General features: G+C 57.6%; 14 protein-coding genes and 2 pseudogenes. 11 read left to right on the forward strand and 5 right to left on the reverse strand.

Translation table 11 applies throughout. The annotated features are described in order from the left end of the window. Positions 1–268: 268 nt before the first annotated feature. The 3 genes from NKH60_RS28775 to NKH60_RS28785 all read right to left on the reverse strand — a co-directional run bounded on the left by NKH60_RS28775 (position 269) and on the right by NKH60_RS28785 (position 3,088). Positions 269–1,729 (reverse strand): mannose-1-phosphate guanylyltransferase/mannose-6-phosphate isomerase, encoded by a 1,461-nt coding sequence (locus NKH60_RS28775; RefSeq protein WP_352874267.1) that lies wholly within the window; start codon positions 1,727–1,729, stop codon positions 269–271. Between the two features lie 55 nt (positions 1,730–1,784). Then, complete coding sequence (locus NKH60_RS28780; protein ID WP_348633214.1) at positions 1,785–1,988, reverse strand: hypothetical protein; 204 nt, start codon at positions 1,986–1,988, stop codon at positions 1,785–1,787. Between the two features lie 110 nt (positions 1,989–2,098). After that, positions 2,099–3,088, reverse strand: a complete 990-nt coding sequence (locus tag NKH60_RS28785; RefSeq protein ID WP_023718699.1) for a nodulation protein NodZ — start codon at positions 3,086–3,088, stop codon at positions 2,099–2,101. Positions 3,089–3,884: 796 nt separating this feature from the next. Between NKH60_RS28785 and NKH60_RS28790 the strand changes: the two genes are divergently transcribed. The 5 genes and pseudogenes from NKH60_RS28790 (at position 3,885) to NKH60_RS28810 (ending at position 8,238) form a co-directional block, all read left to right on the forward strand. Beyond that, entirely contained in the window at positions 3,885–4,289 is a 405-nt protein-coding gene (locus NKH60_RS28790; protein ID WP_352844794.1) for a hypothetical protein, read from the forward strand. A gap of 437 nt (positions 4,290–4,726) precedes the next feature. Beyond that, a pseudogene (locus NKH60_RS28795) lies at positions 4,727–5,043 on the forward strand (nodulation factor ABC transporter ATP-binding protein NodI); the annotation flags it as partial. 131 nt (positions 5,044–5,174) lie between these two features. After that, the gene (gmd, locus tag NKH60_RS28800; protein WP_023718702.1) at positions 5,175–6,245 is read left to right on the forward strand and encodes a GDP-mannose 4,6-dehydratase; all 1,071 of its coding nucleotides are present in this window, start codon (positions 5,175–5,177) and stop codon (positions 6,243–6,245) included. 898 nt (positions 6,246–7,143) lie between these two features. Further along, on the forward strand, positions 7,144–7,416 hold the full coding sequence (locus tag NKH60_RS28805) for a hypothetical protein (RefSeq protein WP_023680062.1): 273 nt from the start codon (positions 7,144–7,146) through the stop codon (positions 7,414–7,416). A 123-nt stretch (positions 7,417–7,539) separates the two neighbouring features. Continuing rightward, positions 7,540–8,238 carry a thermonuclease family protein gene (locus NKH60_RS28810; protein WP_352874271.1) on the forward strand — a complete coding sequence of 233 codons (699 nt, stop codon included), beginning with the start codon at positions 7,540–7,542 and terminating at the stop codon, positions 8,236–8,238. Positions 8,239–8,281: 43 nt separating this feature from the next. On the opposite strand, the gene NKH60_RS28815 is transcribed toward NKH60_RS28810, so the two are convergent. After that, a complete protein-coding gene (locus NKH60_RS28815; RefSeq protein ID WP_352700475.1) occupies positions 8,282–8,434 on the reverse strand; it encodes a hypothetical protein in 153 nt (50 codons plus the stop codon). Positions 8,435–8,571: 137 nt separating this feature from the next. Here NKH60_RS28815 and NKH60_RS28820 point away from each other — a divergent pair, with 137 nt between their 5' ends. Further along, the gene (locus NKH60_RS28820) at positions 8,572–8,937 is read left to right on the forward strand and encodes a hypothetical protein (RefSeq protein WP_352874273.1); all 366 of its coding nucleotides are present in this window, start codon (positions 8,572–8,574) and stop codon (positions 8,935–8,937) included. A gap of 108 nt (positions 8,938–9,045) precedes the next feature. Further along, the gene (locus tag NKH60_RS28825; RefSeq protein WP_352680970.1) at positions 9,046–9,750 is read left to right on the forward strand and encodes a hypothetical protein; all 705 of its coding nucleotides are present in this window, start codon (positions 9,046–9,048) and stop codon (positions 9,748–9,750) included. A gap of 319 nt (positions 9,751–10,069) precedes the next feature. Here NKH60_RS28825 and NKH60_RS28830 read toward each other — a convergent pair. Then, positions 10,070–10,775 (reverse strand): annotated as a pseudogene (locus NKH60_RS28830) (IS110 family transposase); the annotation flags it as partial. A 503-nt stretch (positions 10,776–11,278) separates the two neighbouring features. On the opposite strand from NKH60_RS28830, the gene NKH60_RS28835 reads away from it, so the two are divergent. The 4 genes from NKH60_RS28835 to NKH60_RS28850 are packed head-to-tail and all read left to right on the forward strand — an operon-like array spanning position 11,279 to position 15,622. After that, complete coding sequence (locus NKH60_RS28835; RefSeq protein ID WP_352874275.1) at positions 11,279–12,457, forward strand: SIR2 family NAD-dependent protein deacylase; 1,179 nt, start codon at positions 11,279–11,281, stop codon at positions 12,455–12,457. Beyond that, positions 12,444–14,342: an ATP-binding protein gene (locus NKH60_RS28840; RefSeq protein ID WP_023718710.1), complete on the forward strand. Its 1,899-nt coding sequence runs from the start codon at positions 12,444–12,446 to the stop codon at positions 14,340–14,342. The genes NKH60_RS28835 and NKH60_RS28840 overlap by 14 nt, the downstream gene beginning before the upstream one ends. Before the next feature lie 3 nt (positions 14,343–14,345). Continuing rightward, positions 14,346–14,564 carry a KTSC domain-containing protein gene (locus tag NKH60_RS28845; protein ID WP_023718711.1) on the forward strand — a complete coding sequence of 73 codons (219 nt, stop codon included), beginning with the start codon at positions 14,346–14,348 and terminating at the stop codon, positions 14,562–14,564. A 20-nt stretch (positions 14,565–14,584) separates the two neighbouring features. After that, positions 14,585–15,622 carry a hypothetical protein gene (locus tag NKH60_RS28850; protein ID WP_023718712.1) on the forward strand — a complete coding sequence of 346 codons (1,038 nt, stop codon included), beginning with the start codon at positions 14,585–14,587 and terminating at the stop codon, positions 15,620–15,622. Positions 15,623–15,721: the final 99 nt, after the last annotated feature.

Here is a 15,721-nt window from a genome sequence, read left to right on the forward strand (position 1 = left end):
TAGCGAGGCCGATTTGGCCCACTTCAGAGCGAAGTCGGCCATAAGCCATTGACATTAAACATTTTGGTGGGCGCGGGGTGCTTGGAAAGTCAGAAATATCAAAGGCTTATTCGACAGTGGGACTGTGTTGCGTTGCTACGCTCTCCGGTCTTTTCCGTTTGATTTGTCCCACCCTGATGCCGATTGCGGTCATTCGCCGCTGCCTTGGTCAATTCCCGATTCCACAAGCATCCGGTCCTGAGTGGGCAGACGGCCTTCCTAGTGGCAATTAGCCAGCGACACGTTGACCTTTCTCGTCATGCGCGGGTGAAATCTGCGTTCGACCATATACGTCGTCGAAGCGAACGATATCATCCTCGCCGAGATAATCGCCGCTCTGCACTTCAATGATCACCAGGTCAATTCTGCCTGGGTTCTCCAGCCGATGCTTATGGCCGCAGGGGATGTAGGCTGATTCGTTTGTCGCCAGGAACAACTCCTGCTCGCCATTGACGATTTTCGCGGAGCCGCTGACCACGACCCAGTGCTCCGAACGATGATAGTGCATCTGCAGGCTCAGCCGCCGACCGGGCTTCACCTCGATGCGTTTGATCTTGAAGCGCTCGCCTTCCTCAAGAACCGTGTAGGTACCCCACGGCCGGTGTACCGTGCTATGGACCAGGTGAGCTTCATGTCCTGAAGCCTTGAGGCCCTCGAACAGCTTCTTGACGTCCTGAACGCGGTCGCGGGATGCGACAAGCAAAGCGTCCGGGGAATCGACGATCACCAGATCGCTGACACCGACCGTGCCGATGACGCGCTTGTCGGAGCTCACATAGCTGCCGGTCGTGTCGACCATATGCACATCGCCGCGTATCCTGTTCCCGCTTTGGTCGGGGGCGATCAAATCGGCCATTGCGTTCCAGGATCCGATGTCGTTCCAATCCATGTCGCAGGCAACCACGGCAAGTTTGTTCGTCTTCTCCATGACAGCGTGGTCGAGCGAGATTCGCGGGGCGGAGCCGAAATGCTCAGGCGCGAGTTCGATTTTGGCAAAGCCTTCGCCTTGACTGAAGCGCCCGTTCTCGTAGCTGTCGGAGACGGCCTGGATCACCGCGGGGCAATGCGATGCCATCTCGTCGAGCATGGTTTGTGCGCTAAAGCAGAAAATGCCGGCGTTCCAGAAGAAGCGCTTGGACGCGACATAGGCTTTGGCTGTGTCCAGATCCGGTTTTTCAACGAAACGGACGACTTTCTCACCATCCGCTTCGATATAGCCGAATGCCGTGTCCGGTCTGGTTGGGGCGATGCCCAATGTGGCGATCCGCCCGAGCTTCGCATGTTCGATGGCCCGGCACATGACGTCTAAAAATGCAGGCAGGTTGCCAACCATGTGATCGGCTGGGAAGACGCATAGAATCGCGTCAGGGCCTTGCGTTGCCTTGGCATGGATGGCGGCTGCCGCAACGGCTGCGGCCGTATCCCGGCCTTCAGGCTCGAGCAGAAAGGTGCGTGGCAGGACCACGGAATCTAGTTCGTCGAACTCGTCCTTGGTAAGGAAGAGGTGTTCCCCAGATGTCACGGCGACGAGTTCCACTACGCCCTTTATCGAACCGACGCGCAGCACAGTGTGCTGAATGAGAGAATGTCCATCTGCTACTTTAAGGAAAGGTTTGGGGTGCGATTGCCTCGAAGCGGGCCATAGCCGCGATCCGGCTCCACCGCTGATGATGACGGGAACCACTTTCATTAAACAACCTCGATTTCGTCTCTGGACGTCATTGCCCGCGCCCTTAGCGTCAGCGTCACGACCGCCGTCGCTCTAGGATGGTCTTGCGGCGCTCCGAGTAACAGCGAAGTTCTGGCGCGTTGCCGGACGGCCGCAGATGAATGATCTCGTCATTCTGTATTCGTGCCCTAAGGCCGTTGGTTTCATCGACGTCGGCAACAGTCCCGAAGGGAGCCAAGAACTGCTGCAGTGTGTCCGGATCCTCAAGCCTGCGGATCAAGCTGAGCAGCTGCGGGACCTTTAGCGTATGCCATGGCCCGCCTCTCGTGGATTGCGGTCGATGTCTCTATGCCTGTTCGTTCCATTTGCCGAATTGCTCAGGTAGCGGTCTTAATCAAGATGAGAGATTCTTTGGCTGCCTTCTATCAAAATCAAACGACTTGGGTCCTTCAGATCGAACTCAATTACCCGCGGTACGAAAAGGCGTGCATATCGTGTAAAGGCGCTCGTCGGAGGAAACCGAATTACAGTATCGCAGCGCCCGAGAAGATACATCTCAACGAGGGCGGAAATTGCGCCGTCGATCCCAAGTGCTGCAGTGTGTAAGGGGCCGTCTTGATCGGATCGGAAATGCTTGGGGACGGTGAGAAGATCGGGAAACTTGGCCGACAGATGATCCAGGATTTGCGCGCTGTCCGTGCACAAGAACAGCCGCACAGGCTTGGGGTGCGGTAACGCTTTAGCCTTATCAACCGCAGTGCACACTTGTCGAACGGCGAACTCCGGATTGGCCCAGTAGGGCGCATGGTCCATGATGTCTTCACCGTTACCATGTCGAACATGAACCCCGATGATGCTGTGCCCCTCAAAACATTCTTGGTAAATGGCATCTATGCGTGTTTGAATTTCAGACCGAGGCTTGACACTCTGGAAGACCTGCCGCTCGGCATCCTCATCGCAGCGCCACATCAAGCAAGCGTCACACACTACTGTGTTCGCTTCGACATCGTGTTCGGCCTGAAAGAGCTCGCCCAACTCGTCGCGCTCTTGGAAAATCTGCTCATCTGGGCGGTAAAGGCAGTTGATCGCTGGCCTATTCCACCACTCCGGGAAGAATGGACCCGGAAAGGAAAAGTCGTTGATCCGGTCGTCGCAAATAGCCGGTACGCCAGCGATGTCATTGATCGGTTGGAAGAACACCGGAAAGGCATTTGTGAAGGGTTGGTCGAGATAGCAGGACCCGCGCCAGTCGACGGCTAGCGTTCGTCCCGACCGCTGAGCGTAGCGCCAAGCGGCCGCCAGCGACCACAGACAATCACCGAACCCCGTACGCCTCTGAGAGACGACGAACCTGCGCTTTACCAATCCACTGACCTGCATTTTCGGAAATCTCGTTTCAGAGACGAGGTTGCATCTGGCTTGGGATCTCTTAATCGATACTAGTCGACCGTTACGCCGGGCGATTTGGTAGAGGCTGCGCGTGGGGCAGAAGAGCTCCCTCAGCACTGCCTATCCTTATCTTCTGTGACGCTCGCAAATCTTGACGCCGGGTACACTCGCTTCCGGTTTAAATTCAGCGTTCTCTAATGCGCCCGGCGACATGTGTAAAATTGATTGCGTGAATGTGGCCCATCCATGTGATGGATACTAAGGCGTTCCTTGACCATGAGCCTCTGCTGACGTGGGGCCGCGCTTAGCTAAGCGAAACAGCCGGTCGAGGCAGTCCACAAAGTCCCTTTTTCAGTCCAATTCTTAACTGCCTCAACGTAACATGTCATTTGCGGGCGTTTCCTGAAGGACGGATGTGCAGGACCCGCCAGCCGTCGAATGTCAGGCGCAGGCCATCCACGTCATTTATGGCCATCATGGCGTCGGTCCCACCGAAAGATGCGACACGGCGCCCTCTGACGCTTTCAAGTGCGCCAACATGGCGCAACTCCTGCCGGATAGCTTTCGAGCCGGCTGGACTGAGCGACTGGCACGCGATGCTGTGCGACGATGGCCGGGAGAGGAATTTTGGCGTCTGCAGTCATGTGGAGGATCGTTCCGACGGTTCTGCGGGTTCTCGGTGTCAGAGCCGACACCTGTGCGAACCCGCTCTCGTCCGTTTTCGACAGGCCCTTGAGGTTCATGACCCTGTTGTTCGCCGAGATCACCCGCCAGTTCAGCGATCCAGGTGAAGATCGGCACGCCGGTCGATGCGGCGATCATCGCCTCGGCCAGCGAAGATGATGAAGAGGGCCATTGGGTCAAGTACAAGCGCCGACCAGCGTTTCATTGCTTCAAAGCCCATTTCGGTGCCTACGCCGAGACGGCCCTTGTCGAGGAGATCGCCGTCACGGCGCCCACACCGAGGACGGCAACGCCGTTCCTGATGCTCTGCCCGACAATCCCGGCGAAGTGTTTGCCGACAGCGCCTACCGAGGCAATCATCTCGGCGACGCGGTGCGCGCCAAGGGTGGAAGGCCGCGCATCGTCGCAACCGCTATGTGGGGGCGCGACGAGGCCGAAAGCTCGACGCCTGGAACCAACCGATCCACAGAATTTGTACTCGGATCGAGAAGATCTTCGGCACCTGTAGCCGGATGCGATGGCGAGGGCTGGCAAAGGCGGCCGTTCAAATTCGCCGCACTGCGATCGCCTACAGTATGAAACACAGTTTGATGGTCGCCTCGTCCCGCCCATCGTTGAAGCCCAGCTACCGTTTTCGGGCTAGCGCGCCCGAAATTCCTTGGAGGTCAATACGTAATGCCCTACCCGGCTTGTCGCCGCCGTCTCAGATGTGCGGATCGCCCAAAGCCCCCGACTGCCACGAACTTTGTCTTCGCGCGGAGCGAAACCTCGCGCCCACGACTTTGTGCCGCCGATGTGCCGCGCTGCCTGTCAAACAATCCATTTTATGGATGCACCTCATCCAAACAATCGATTTCACTGATCAAAACAATTTCCATTAGAAGACGCTGAAGCAGGCAAAGATTACTTGGTCAGCGCAAAAGAGGGATGGTGGAGTTCTAGTGTGGCTTGGACCCACATGCTCGCCAATCTATCTGGGAACGGCTACGTGCCCTGCTGGCGCAGGGCAATACGATTCTACTGGCCACCAACTTCGTGGAAGAAGCGGAGCGGCTATGCAACCGACTGTGCGTGCTTGAGAACGGATGCAGAATCCCAGAAGGGCGTCCTAACTCGCTGATTGATGAGCAAATCGGGTGCGACGTGATTGAAATCTATGTCGCTCACCCCGCGAGCTGAGTTCGGCACTCAGGCCGCATGTGCGACTTAGGCAGGTTAGCGGCGAGACTCTGTTTTGCTATGCCTCGAAGCCGGAGCAGGTGTGCTCGCTGGCTGACACTGTCAATGACGAGCTCCGCGCCGCATCTGTCGAAATCCTACCATAGGGTATGAGGCGGGCCGCCGGTGTGGCGAGCCAGATTCGAAACTTCAACTACCATAGAGCAGGAAGAAAATGGGCGAGAACAGGAAAGTTGCTCTGGTTACGGGCATAACGGGACAGGATGGTGCCTATCTCACGCGTCTTCTGCTGGAAAAAGGCTACGTCGTTCATGGGATTAAGCGACGTTCCTCTTCCTTCAACACGGGTCGCATCGAAGACATCTACCAAGACCCGCACGATCCCGATCCGCGCCTAATTTTGCATTACGGTGACCTCACTGATGCGACTAATCTCATCCGAGTAGTTCAGGAATCCCAGCCAGACGAGATTTACAACTTGGCCGCTCAGAGCCATGTCCAGGTGTCGTTCGAAACGCCGGAATACACAGCAAACGCCGACGGTATCGGAACATTGCGACTTCTTGAGGCGATCCGCCTCCTCGGTCTGAAGGACAAGACCCGCTTCTATCAGGCCTCGACTTCAGAGCTCTACGGCCTCGTGCAATCCGTACCGCAGAACGAAACAACGCCCTTTTATCCGCGCAGCCCTTACGCCGCCGCCAAGCTCTACGCCTACTGGATCGTGGTCAACTATCGCGAGGCCTATGGTATCCATGCTTCCAACGGCATTCTCTTCAATCATGAAAGCCCACTGCGCGGCGAAACTTTTGTGACGCGCAAGATCACCCGCGCCGCCGCTGCTATCTACCTCGGCAAGCAGGACAAGCTTTATCTCGGCAATCTCGATGCTCAACGCGATTGGGGCCATGCGCGTGAGTACGTGCGTGGTATGTGGATGATGATGCAGCAGGATCAACCGGATGATTACGTGCTGGCGACGGGCAAGACGACCCCTGTCCGCCAATTCGTCGAATGGGTTTTCGAAGATGTCGGCGTCGAGCTCGAATGGCGTGGTGAGGGAGTCGACGAAAAGGGCTATGATGTCGAGACCGGCAGATGCCTAGTCCAGGTAGACCCACGCTACTTCCGCCCCACGGAAGTCGATCTTCTCCTGGGCGATGCCACAAAGGCGAAGGAGAAGCTCGGCTGGGTGCATGAGACATCCGTGCGCGAGCTCGCCGCGGAAATGGTGCGGGAAGACCTAAAGGTCATGCAGACATCGGTAATCATGAAGGAAGCATAATGTACGATCTGAAGGGAAAAGCCGTGTGGGTCGCGGGCCACAAGCATGGTGGGCAGCGCTGTTGTAGGCCGCCTCGCGTCTGAAGACTGCAAAGTTATGGCCGCCCTGACGTTTCCCCCAAATTTTATCCAGTCGATTACCGGATAGCTATCTGCCTTCACCTACCTCGGCCTAGTGCAGAATCTTGGCCGAATGAACTCGGCGCTCTTGCTGCACACCAATGGTCCGTCCGCGCGAAGTGCGATCATACCGCCGCAGCTTACCTTCAAATCCGGCACTGGCGAGGATCTAGATCCAAGCCGACGGCGCCGGGCATCAAATAAAAAGCCGCCGACCGAAGCCAGCGGGCTTGATTGGGATGGCCCGCGCGGACGGTCAAGGCTGCGCCGGCCGACCATGGCGGAGGGACCACCTTGGTCAACGGCACGGCCCGATGACGCCGTGCCGATGTACCACAACATGCGGCGAGATAGAGCCTTCCGGCGTCGCGGAAAAAAAGCCCGCCGGTTTTGAGCCAGCGGGCAAGTTCTGGAGTGGCTGAGATCAACCCAGCATCAGTCAACGACCGGCGGAAGGGTTGGTTGCAGTGGATGCCAGCTAGCCGCAGCATGCTGTGAATCGTAGCAAAGTGAAAAACAAAACTCTGGACTTCTAGGTCGGACTCGCCCCAATATTTGTTTGGGGGATTCACATGAAAATTGGAGCACTCATCGCAAGTGCAGCCCTGTGCGTCAGCGGCTGCTCTACGAGCGCTGTCGTGTCGGACAGCGATCTCACGGCAATGAATACCGTTGCGCTATGTCACGTTCTCGCCAGCAGCACGGACGAACAGTATCGTAGCAGGGTAGCGGCCCTTCTAGTGCGCAGGGGCGCAACAGCAGAGAAGTGCACCAGGCTTGTGCAAACCGACAATGCTGTCGCGACAGGCATAGCAATCGCGGCTGTCGGCGGCGCAGCTGTGGGTGTCGCTGCCAACAACGGCTATGGAGGCGGAACATATTACCGGCCACCGCCACCACAAACCTATGGCGTCGCGTGGGACCAATTCTATGGCCAGAACTACAGCGTTATCTGGCGCTGCCGCGACCGGTCCACCGGGCGGTTCCTTGACGATTACTATTGCGCCGGCCTGCCCATGGTCGACAGCGCATGGCCGGGCTGGTCGGCGTAGCGGATGAGCAGGCCATACCGCAAATATCGATCCAATCGGTGGCAGAGACCCACCGGTGCCAAGCTGTGGCGGCGCCAACTTGCGAGCGTGCCGGCAATGCTCGGTCTTACGGCAGCGGCGGCGGTGGCCGCCTTCCTGGCGCCGTCGGGCGCGCAACGTAGCGACGATGCATCAAAGGCCAGCCCACGAAGGGCGGCGCCCGCCTCGCTTACCGGTGTCGCTTCCGTCATTGACGGCGATACGATCGAAATCCACGGCCAGCGCGTCCGCTTCAACGGCATCGACGCGCCAGAGAGCCGGCAGCTGTGCCGCGATGCGAATGGCGCCGGGTATCCTTGCGGCCGGCGATCGGCCGAAGCGCTGGACGCTTTCCTGGCCGCGTCGAGGCCGCTCGAATGCACATTCGTGACGTGGGACCGCTACCACCGCTTTGTCGGCGATTGTCGGCGCGCCGACGGCGCGGGCGTGGCCGCCTGGATGGTCAAGCACGGCCAGGCGCTGGATTGGCCTCACTACAGCCAGGGCGCCTATGGGGGGCAGCAGGCGCAAGCCCAAGCCTCAAAGATCGGCCTGTGGGCCGGGACGTTTCAGGCACCCTGGGAATGGCGCGCTGCGCACGCCGACGGCGCGGCGCCGTCGAGTCGCCCGCTGGGCATCATCAGCCGTAAGCTGGTCGCGCAGAGCGGCTATTCTTGCGAGCCGCGGAGAACGTGCAAGCAGATCGGTTCCTGCGACGAAGCCAACTGGTACCTGCAAAACTGCTCATGGGGCGGAAAACTCGATCGCGACAAGGATGGGATCCCATGCGAAACACTCTGCTAGCAAGATCGCTGCGGCAGCGATTGGCCTTACGACAGGCGTAGCTCTAGGTGTCCATGGCGTTTTCTGCGAGCGAATCCGTAACTGCCATGGATTTGACGCTCGCCAGTGCGCCCTTTCTCATGGTGGCAATTGCTGAGCTCACCAAAATACCGATAGCCACCCTGCTTTTTAGTGCGTCCTGGTTCTGGAAGCCCATGATCTTGGTCTTCCTCCTCGTTCTGGCAGGCATAACCTTTGAGACGGTGTTTATGGGAATGGAGCGAGCGGGTGCTCTGCGCCAACTGCGTTACGAGGAACTCGTAAACAAAATCGACGCGCTGGACCCAGGAGGCTATGAAGCTGGCCTCGGCCGACGAACTTGGCCGAAAATCCGATCAGGTCGAACAGGCGCGTTCCGAAATTGAGCAGCTTGCGTCTCTTGCGGAAAAATCCCGGGCGACCTTTCAGTCGCAGATTGCCGAGGTCAATGCTGAATTGGAGGGAACGACCGCCCTTACTCCAGAAGCGTCGCGCGTTCGCGACCAAGTGGAGGAAAAAAGCGCGGTTCGATTGGCGTTGATTCAGCAGCGCGACGGCGAAGCAAAGGAAGCCGTTGATCAGTTCGAGCGTCAACGCGACAGCTTTGTTGAACGTATCAAGATGGCGCGCGATTCCGGCGATAGCGACTCGGCACGCCGGCTAGAAGGCGAAACTTGCTAATCCACGCACTAAAATTATAGCCAAGTTCGACACTCAGATAGAGCCGCTCGACCAAGAGGTCGCCGCCCTGCGTGCAGGTTTCGATGTTTGCGGGCAAGCAGCCCTCCTATGACTGCCGACCAGAGGCAAAAACTTATGGATAGACGCTCGACGTTGGAACAGACGCGCGACAGTGATGCCGGGGCTTGGCAGCGCCGATTGGATGACGCTGGCAAACGGCTCGCAGAAGCGCAGGCCGCTGAGGCCAACAAGGCACACATCTCGGCCCAAAACCAGGTCAGACAAGACCTGATTGCCAAGGAACTCAGCGGTTTGGAGAAGGAGCGGATCCCCATGGCGCGAACAGATCAGGTCCGCCGTATTGCCTCCCGCTGGTACGGCAGCAAACCTGAACTGGAGACTGAGGCACAGGCCGGAATAATCTCTGTGATTTGGTTCGGCTCGCTCGCGCTCATCGCCGCGCTCGCGGGACCAATTACGGCAATGGTCGCTCTAGCGCTCCAGCGCATTGCCGCCCGAGAAGAGGACAATTCAGAGAGCAAGACTTCCAGGCTGCTCCGCAGAATGCTTCTGAGTTGGCGTTGGCGCCGAATTCGAACGATTAAGGTACCAGTCGAAGTTATGGTCGAGAAAGAGGTTGAGAAGCGGGTTGAGGTGCCTGTGGAAAAGGTGGTCAAAGAGATCCTCTATGTTCCGCTCTTCACGGACGACCCCGAAGTTCTTCGAAAAGCCCTGGACCAAGATTTGCCGCCTGAGGTCGCTGATCTCGTGACGGTATCAATGAAGGACCGCAAAAGTGCTCGTCAGGCATAACACCACGCTGCTTGAACAAGCCGTCGATCTCGCCGTCAAGAGGTCGGCAATTCCGACCCTGCAAGCTCAAGCCGCGGCTCAAGAGAAAACAGCTCGAGCGACCGCCATTCGCCGAATGGCGACAGGCGGGGCCATTGCAGTGGCGGCAGTCGGGATTGGGCTGGGCATCAAGCTTGGTCTCTGGGATAAAACCTTGCCGGAGCCAGTGGCTTTGCCGACCATAGAGCAGCCAAGCGATCTCACCTCCCCAACAGATGAGCCGCCTATTCCTGTTCCAACTCCAAAGCCAACTCAGGAGCAGGCGCCCCAAGGCGTCGCGTGCCTCTTCAACATCCTTGATCTGCTGGATCAGCAACTCGATGCGATCAAGCTCGCGGCTGATCTGCGCTATGAGCGCTGGCGGCAGTGGACGCCCATCTGCGGTAATGAGCGCGTCGAGACATCTGCGTCGATCGCCTTTCAACGGTTCGTATCCGGACACACCTTGGCTGAACAAAAGGCCCTTTATCCTGTTGACGTGCCTGATCGCTCGTTCGTCAGAGCCTTCCGCTCCCGCACCAACCGGCGACGGTCTTCCTCCTCCAGCGTTGGCACTCGCAACATGGCGCAAACCCTAGGCTCGCCGCGGTTGTAGGCCAGCAACGCTCGAACCAGTGCTTCCCCGTCAATCCTGTCGGTCTTGGCCCGCCGGCGGCGACGCGATGTGGCAATGGATGCCGGGTCAACGACATAACTCTCGATGCCTTCGCGTTCGAGGACCCGATGTATCCAGAATCCATCCAGACCAGCTTCCTGGATTGATATGACCCGGAAACGCTGCCCTGTCCGCACTTCCGCCTTTCGTTGCAGCTCTGCGAAGTGATCGAGCAAACCCGGAATGTCGCCCCCGACACGAGGTGTCTCGACATTCTCTCGCCCCCACCTGGCGAAAGCGAAGTCACGAGCCATTTTGAAGGAGACAGTTCTAACGAGACAAATATTGCGGCAAGATCGACGCGGATAGCGGCCGTGGTGTTGGCTTGCATGCTGACCTCCAGGTGATGTTTGGCGGCTTCACTCTGGCAGAGCGCTGGTCGCCTTCCATCCCCATAGGATCTTCACGAGAGCGGACTGGCAGCACACAGTATGATGATGCTCAGAGGCGGCCGTTCCGCTGTTGGCCCGTGAGCTGACGTCAAAATTCCTTGGGCATGTCCGATAGTGTGAAAACCGTATTTCACACTGACGACATACACATCGAGGGAATTTGCGACATCTACGCACCCTACACCTGCACCCGGATCTCTTCGGCTCTCGGTGGACTTGAGTAACTTGGCCGACGATTTGGCGAGTTTGGCGAATTTCTCGTCAAGCTCGCCGACCTTTTCGAGGTGATTCTTCTTTGTCACCGCGCGGTCATCCAGACTTAGCTTGCCGCCAATACCCTCATCGCACTAATTGCTATAGGACCGTCAACTGCCTTGGCGCGAATCGTAGCAATCAGATACGGTGCTAAATAGTTCGTCGTGAGGGCGACGGGGGTAAATACTTGGAACACGAAGCTGTACGCCAGATACATTATATCCAGCAGGCTCTATCCCAAAACAAGAGAGCGGTCGGCTTCTTCATTGGAGCCGGATGTCCGCTATCGATCCGGTTGGCCGACGGCTCGGCCTTGATCCCTGACGTCGCCGGCCTAACCAAAGTGATTAGCGAGACCTTCGCCGTCGGGGCGCACAAGGAAGCATGGAAGAAGTTGCTCACGGCCGTGATCGAGGACGATGGCGGAGCCAATAATATTGAATATATCTTAAGCTACATCCGGCAACTGGCCGCCGTTGCTGGTCCTAGTACAGTCAGAGGGCTCGACCGAACAACGCTCGATCAGCTGGATGCCGAGATTTGCGCCGTCATCAGTGAACAAGTGGATAAGGCCCTGCCGGATCGCAGTTCTGCGTATCACGACTTGGCGATCTGGGCCCGATCGATCCGACGCGCCAAACCGGTTCAGATATTTACTACCAACTACGATCTCTTGGTCGAACAAGCGCTCGAAGAGTCCGCCACACCTTATTTCGATGGCTTCGTCGGAACTCGGAAGGCGTTTTTTGACCTTGGGGCCGTAGAAGATGAAAACCTGCTTCCAGCTCGCTGGGCGCGCTTATGGAAAATACACGGCTCGCTCAATTGGCGCTTGACGGGTGATGGCAAGAGAGTCGTGCGGTCAGACAACCGCGACACGAGCACCTCGTATCTGATCTATCCGTCGCATCTTAAATACGATCAGAGCCGGAAGATGCCCTATCTGGCAATGCTCGACCGATTGAAGGCCTTCATCCTTCAGCCGAATGCAATCCTGTTCATGTCGGGCTATTCGTTTAGCGATGAGCACATTAATGACGTCATCTGCAGGTCTCTGGAAGCCAATCCGACCGCCCAGGTCTTCGGCCTTATATACCGTGATCCCGCTGATGTTCGTTACAAGAAGGCTCGCGAGTGCGGACTTCAGCTGCCGAACCTGAGCATCTTGGGCGATCATTCGGCTATAATCGGGCGAATTGAAGGGCTCTGGAAGGCCCTCGCTGATGACGTTTCCTCTTCTATACCACCGGGCATAGTCATCAAAGCGGCCGACGGAAAGACAAAAGTCGGCTTAGGTAATTTCGCTCATTTCGGCTTTTTGATCCGTTATCTCACCGGTGAGGTGACCGAAGATGACGCCGTCTGAATCGGCCCTCGCGACGGTCATTGGCACGGTTCAGGACGTCAGTGGAACGACTGTGAGCGTTACGCTCGGTTCCGGGCAGCATTCGGGGCTGACCTTTGTCAGGGGCCAAGGCTACCGCATCGGCCAGATCGGCAGCTTCGTCAAGATCCCGGTCGGCTATACAGAATTATTCGGAATCGTCAGTCAGGTGGGAGCCAGTGCTGTCCCTGCCTCCAGGGTCGGAGAGCAGGCAGAAAGTCATCGGTGGATGACGGTGCAGCTGATCGGGGAAGGTCATAAGTCCGAGAGCTTCCAGCGGGGCATCTCCCAGTACCCCACCATCGACGACGAGGTTCACCTCGTCTCCGAGACCGATCTTCAGGCGATCTACGGCCGCGTGGGCGCGCTCAACAACTACGTAAGAGTAGGACACATTACGGGAAGCGAGTCGATCGACGCCCTTGTCGACATCAATAAACTGGTCACGCGCCACTCGGCAATCGTCGGAACCACGGGATCGGGCAAGTCGACGACCGTCGCAGGCATCCTATCCGCGCTGTCGGATCCAGGCCGGTTTCCATCATCAAGGATCGTTGTTCTCGATCTTCATGGAGAATACCCAAAAGCGCTGGGGGATCGGGCGAACATTTTTCGAATCAATCCAAACGCCAAGGCCGCCAACGAGCTTCCGCTCCGCATCCCCTATTGGGCTCTGAATTTCGATGAAATGCTCCGCCTGACCTTTGGGGCTCTACCGGCAGACGGCAAGGCGCGGAACGTCATCCTAGAACGCGTGATCGCAGCCAAAGGCGCGTTCCTGCGCACCTACCCACTTGCCGGGATTGACGAAGCCAGTGTCGGCGGAGACAGCCCTGTTCCCTTCTCTCTGAACAAACTCTGGTATGACCTGTATTGCGCCGAGTTCGGAACTTACAATCCCGCGCTCGGCAATCCATCTGATCCGAGCTCGTGGATGTATGAGAAGGATGGCGCGGGCAACGATATGGTGGGCGACGCGATGAAGGGCGTCGCTCCTCGCTTCCGCAGGGTCAAGGATATCAAGGGGGACGATGAGAAGATCCGCTATCTTCCGGACCCTCTCAATCTCGCCAGCGCGCTTGAAAATTTAGGGTCCAAGCTCCGGGTGTCACGGTTCGACTTTCTTCTGAAGGCGGGTGATTGGCATCCTGCCCTGGACGGAAAGGTCGAAAAAGACCTAATGGAGTTGATGAAGCAATGGATTGGGGGCGCTCGCAACACCAGCATCATCGACCTGTCCGGCGTGCCGTCATCCATGACCAACGACATCATCGGGGTCGTGCTGCGCGTCCTCTACGATGCACTGTTCTGGGCTCGAAACCTCTCCGAGGGAGGGCGAGAACGTCCGTTGCTGATAGTCATGGAAGAGGCTCACAACTATCTCAACGGCGCTAACGACGGCCTGGCGGCGAGCATCGTGCAGCGGATAGTCAAGGAAGGGCGAAAATACGGCATCGGTGCAATGATTGTCAGCCAGCGCCCCGCCGAAATCGATCCGACCATCCTCTCTCAGTGCGGAACTTTTTTCGCGCTACGGCTGAGCAACGCGACCGATCGCTCACACGTGACCGGCACGCTCTCGGACAATCTTGAGGGTCTGACGAACATGTTGCCTATCTTGCGGACGGGAGAAGCCATAGTGCTAGGCGAAGCCGTCAACATGCCGATGCGAGCAACTATCCAGGCCCCGCCCAAGGACCGCAGGCCCGACAGCCAGGATCCACTGGTCTGCGACGTCCAGATGCCAGAGGATTCCCAATCGCCGGGCGGATGGAATATTCACCTCAACGCGGACGCATCATACGACGATTTCGTTCGTGTCTGGCGGCAACAGAATCCTTCCCTCACAAACTCCAACGAGGCCTAGATCATGGCATTCCGAGACTTTGCACCATTCACTTCCTCCAGCATCCAGGCATTGCGATACGATGAGGGGACGCAGGTTCTGCAGGTTCTGTTCAATAATGGAGGCGTGTACGAATATTACGGTGTGCCGGCACGTATGGCTGAGGAGTTCGAACGGTCCGAGTCAAAAGGCGTCTTTCTAGCCGCGAACTTGAAGGGACACTACCGCTACAGCCGCGTCTGAACCCTGGAGGCCCCAACCGCATGGCAACCGTCTCGCTCGACCAGAAACGACGCCGGGTCGAAATCTCGTCCTTTGAGCTAGCAAACGAGGTGGTGTTCGCCTTCTTCAACCGGTTGCCTGCAGCCGATCGTGATGAAAAGCTGCATCGAGCGCTCTACATCGGTGTCCTTGCTCTGATGGAGGACCGGCTGTCTTCGTTCCTCTCTCAAACTGCAAACAGTCTCGGCACCGAACTGGAAAGCCTGAAGCTGATCTTCGATATGAAGCAAGAGCTTTTCTACAAAAGCGCCGCCAAGGGTGCGCACGCTGAGATTGAGATCGCGGACTTCCTCAACGACCTCATCAAATCACGCCGGTTTGAAGACACCGTGCATCTAACCGGAAGCAGCACAGGACTGCTTCCGCGGAACAAGACGGGGGATATCCTGTGCGAGATAGCGGGGCGTCCGGGCGCGCGCATCGCTATCGAGTGCAAGTTCGACAAGGGTATTCGGCTCGGCGACATCCGATCCAAGGACGTCTTCTCCAAGTCTTTCGACACCGCCTGGAGCCAACTTCTGGAGACCCAAGCCAACCGCGACGGACAGGCCGGCATCATCGTTCTGGACGCTACTTTGGCTGACAATTCGGTGCTCGCCGAAGTCAACGACCTGAAGTTCATTCCCGGTGTCGGTTTTGTGGTGATTGTGGATTCAGCCCGCGGCGACTACCGCAACTTGGCGATCGCCTATGCGTTGGCGCGGGACCTTGTTCTGCGACCCAAGAGCGATGACATCGATTTGGAAATACTCGCCCTCATCGTTAGCCGGACTGCGAAGGATCTTTCTGACGCGGCAGCCATCCGCTCGCTTGTCCTTTCCAATATCGAGACTGCCAAAGCGATTCTGGCGCGGCTAGAAAAGAGCATTTCCCTGATGGAATTCAACGGCCGGTATCTGGCGAAATTCATGAAGGACGGAACCCTGTCGAAACAGGATCTAATCAGCTTCTACTCCGGAGAGGAGGTTAGGGAGCGCTATCGTGTGGTAGAACAGGAAATCAGAGCCCTGGGCACTTAAGCAGCGTAGAGAGACTAGTGGATTGATTCCAACGCTTGGTGCCCGCGTTTGACTGCTGCAATGATCTCATCGGGATCTGCTTTCCAGACGAATGGCCGC

Source organism: Mesorhizobium sp. M1006, from assembly GCF_040318825.1.
Classification (GTDB): Bacteria; Pseudomonadota; Alphaproteobacteria; order Rhizobiales; family Rhizobiaceae; genus Mesorhizobium.

Coding starts and splice junctions, on each gene's coding strand:
- NKH60_RS28775 (WP_352874267.1), bottom strand. CDS start 1,729: ATGAAAGTGGTTCCCGTCATCATCAGCGGTGGAGCCGGATCGCGGCTA.
- NKH60_RS28785 (WP_023718699.1), bottom strand. CDS start 3,088: ATGCAGGTCAGTGGATTGGTAAAGCGCAGGTTCGTCGTCTCTCAGAGG.
- gmd (WP_023718702.1), top strand. CDS start 5,175: ATGGGCGAGAACAGGAAAGTTGCTCTGGTTACGGGCATAACGGGACAG.
- NKH60_RS28815 (WP_352700475.1), bottom strand. CDS start 8,434: ATGGGCTTCCAGAACCAGGACGCACTAAAAAGCAGGGTGGCTATCGGT.
- NKH60_RS28820 (WP_352874273.1), top strand. CDS start 8,572: ATGAAGCTGGCCTCGGCCGACGAACTTGGCCGAAAATCCGATCAGGTC.
- NKH60_RS28825 (WP_352680970.1), top strand. CDS start 9,046: ATGACTGCCGACCAGAGGCAAAAACTTATGGATAGACGCTCGACGTTG.
- NKH60_RS28840 (WP_023718710.1), top strand. CDS start 12,444: ATGACGCCGTCTGAATCGGCCCTCGCGACGGTCATTGGCACGGTTCAG.
- NKH60_RS28845 (WP_023718711.1), top strand. CDS start 14,346: ATGGCATTCCGAGACTTTGCACCATTCACTTCCTCCAGCATCCAGGCA.
- NKH60_RS28850 (WP_023718712.1), top strand. CDS start 14,585: ATGGCAACCGTCTCGCTCGACCAGAAACGACGCCGGGTCGAAATCTCG.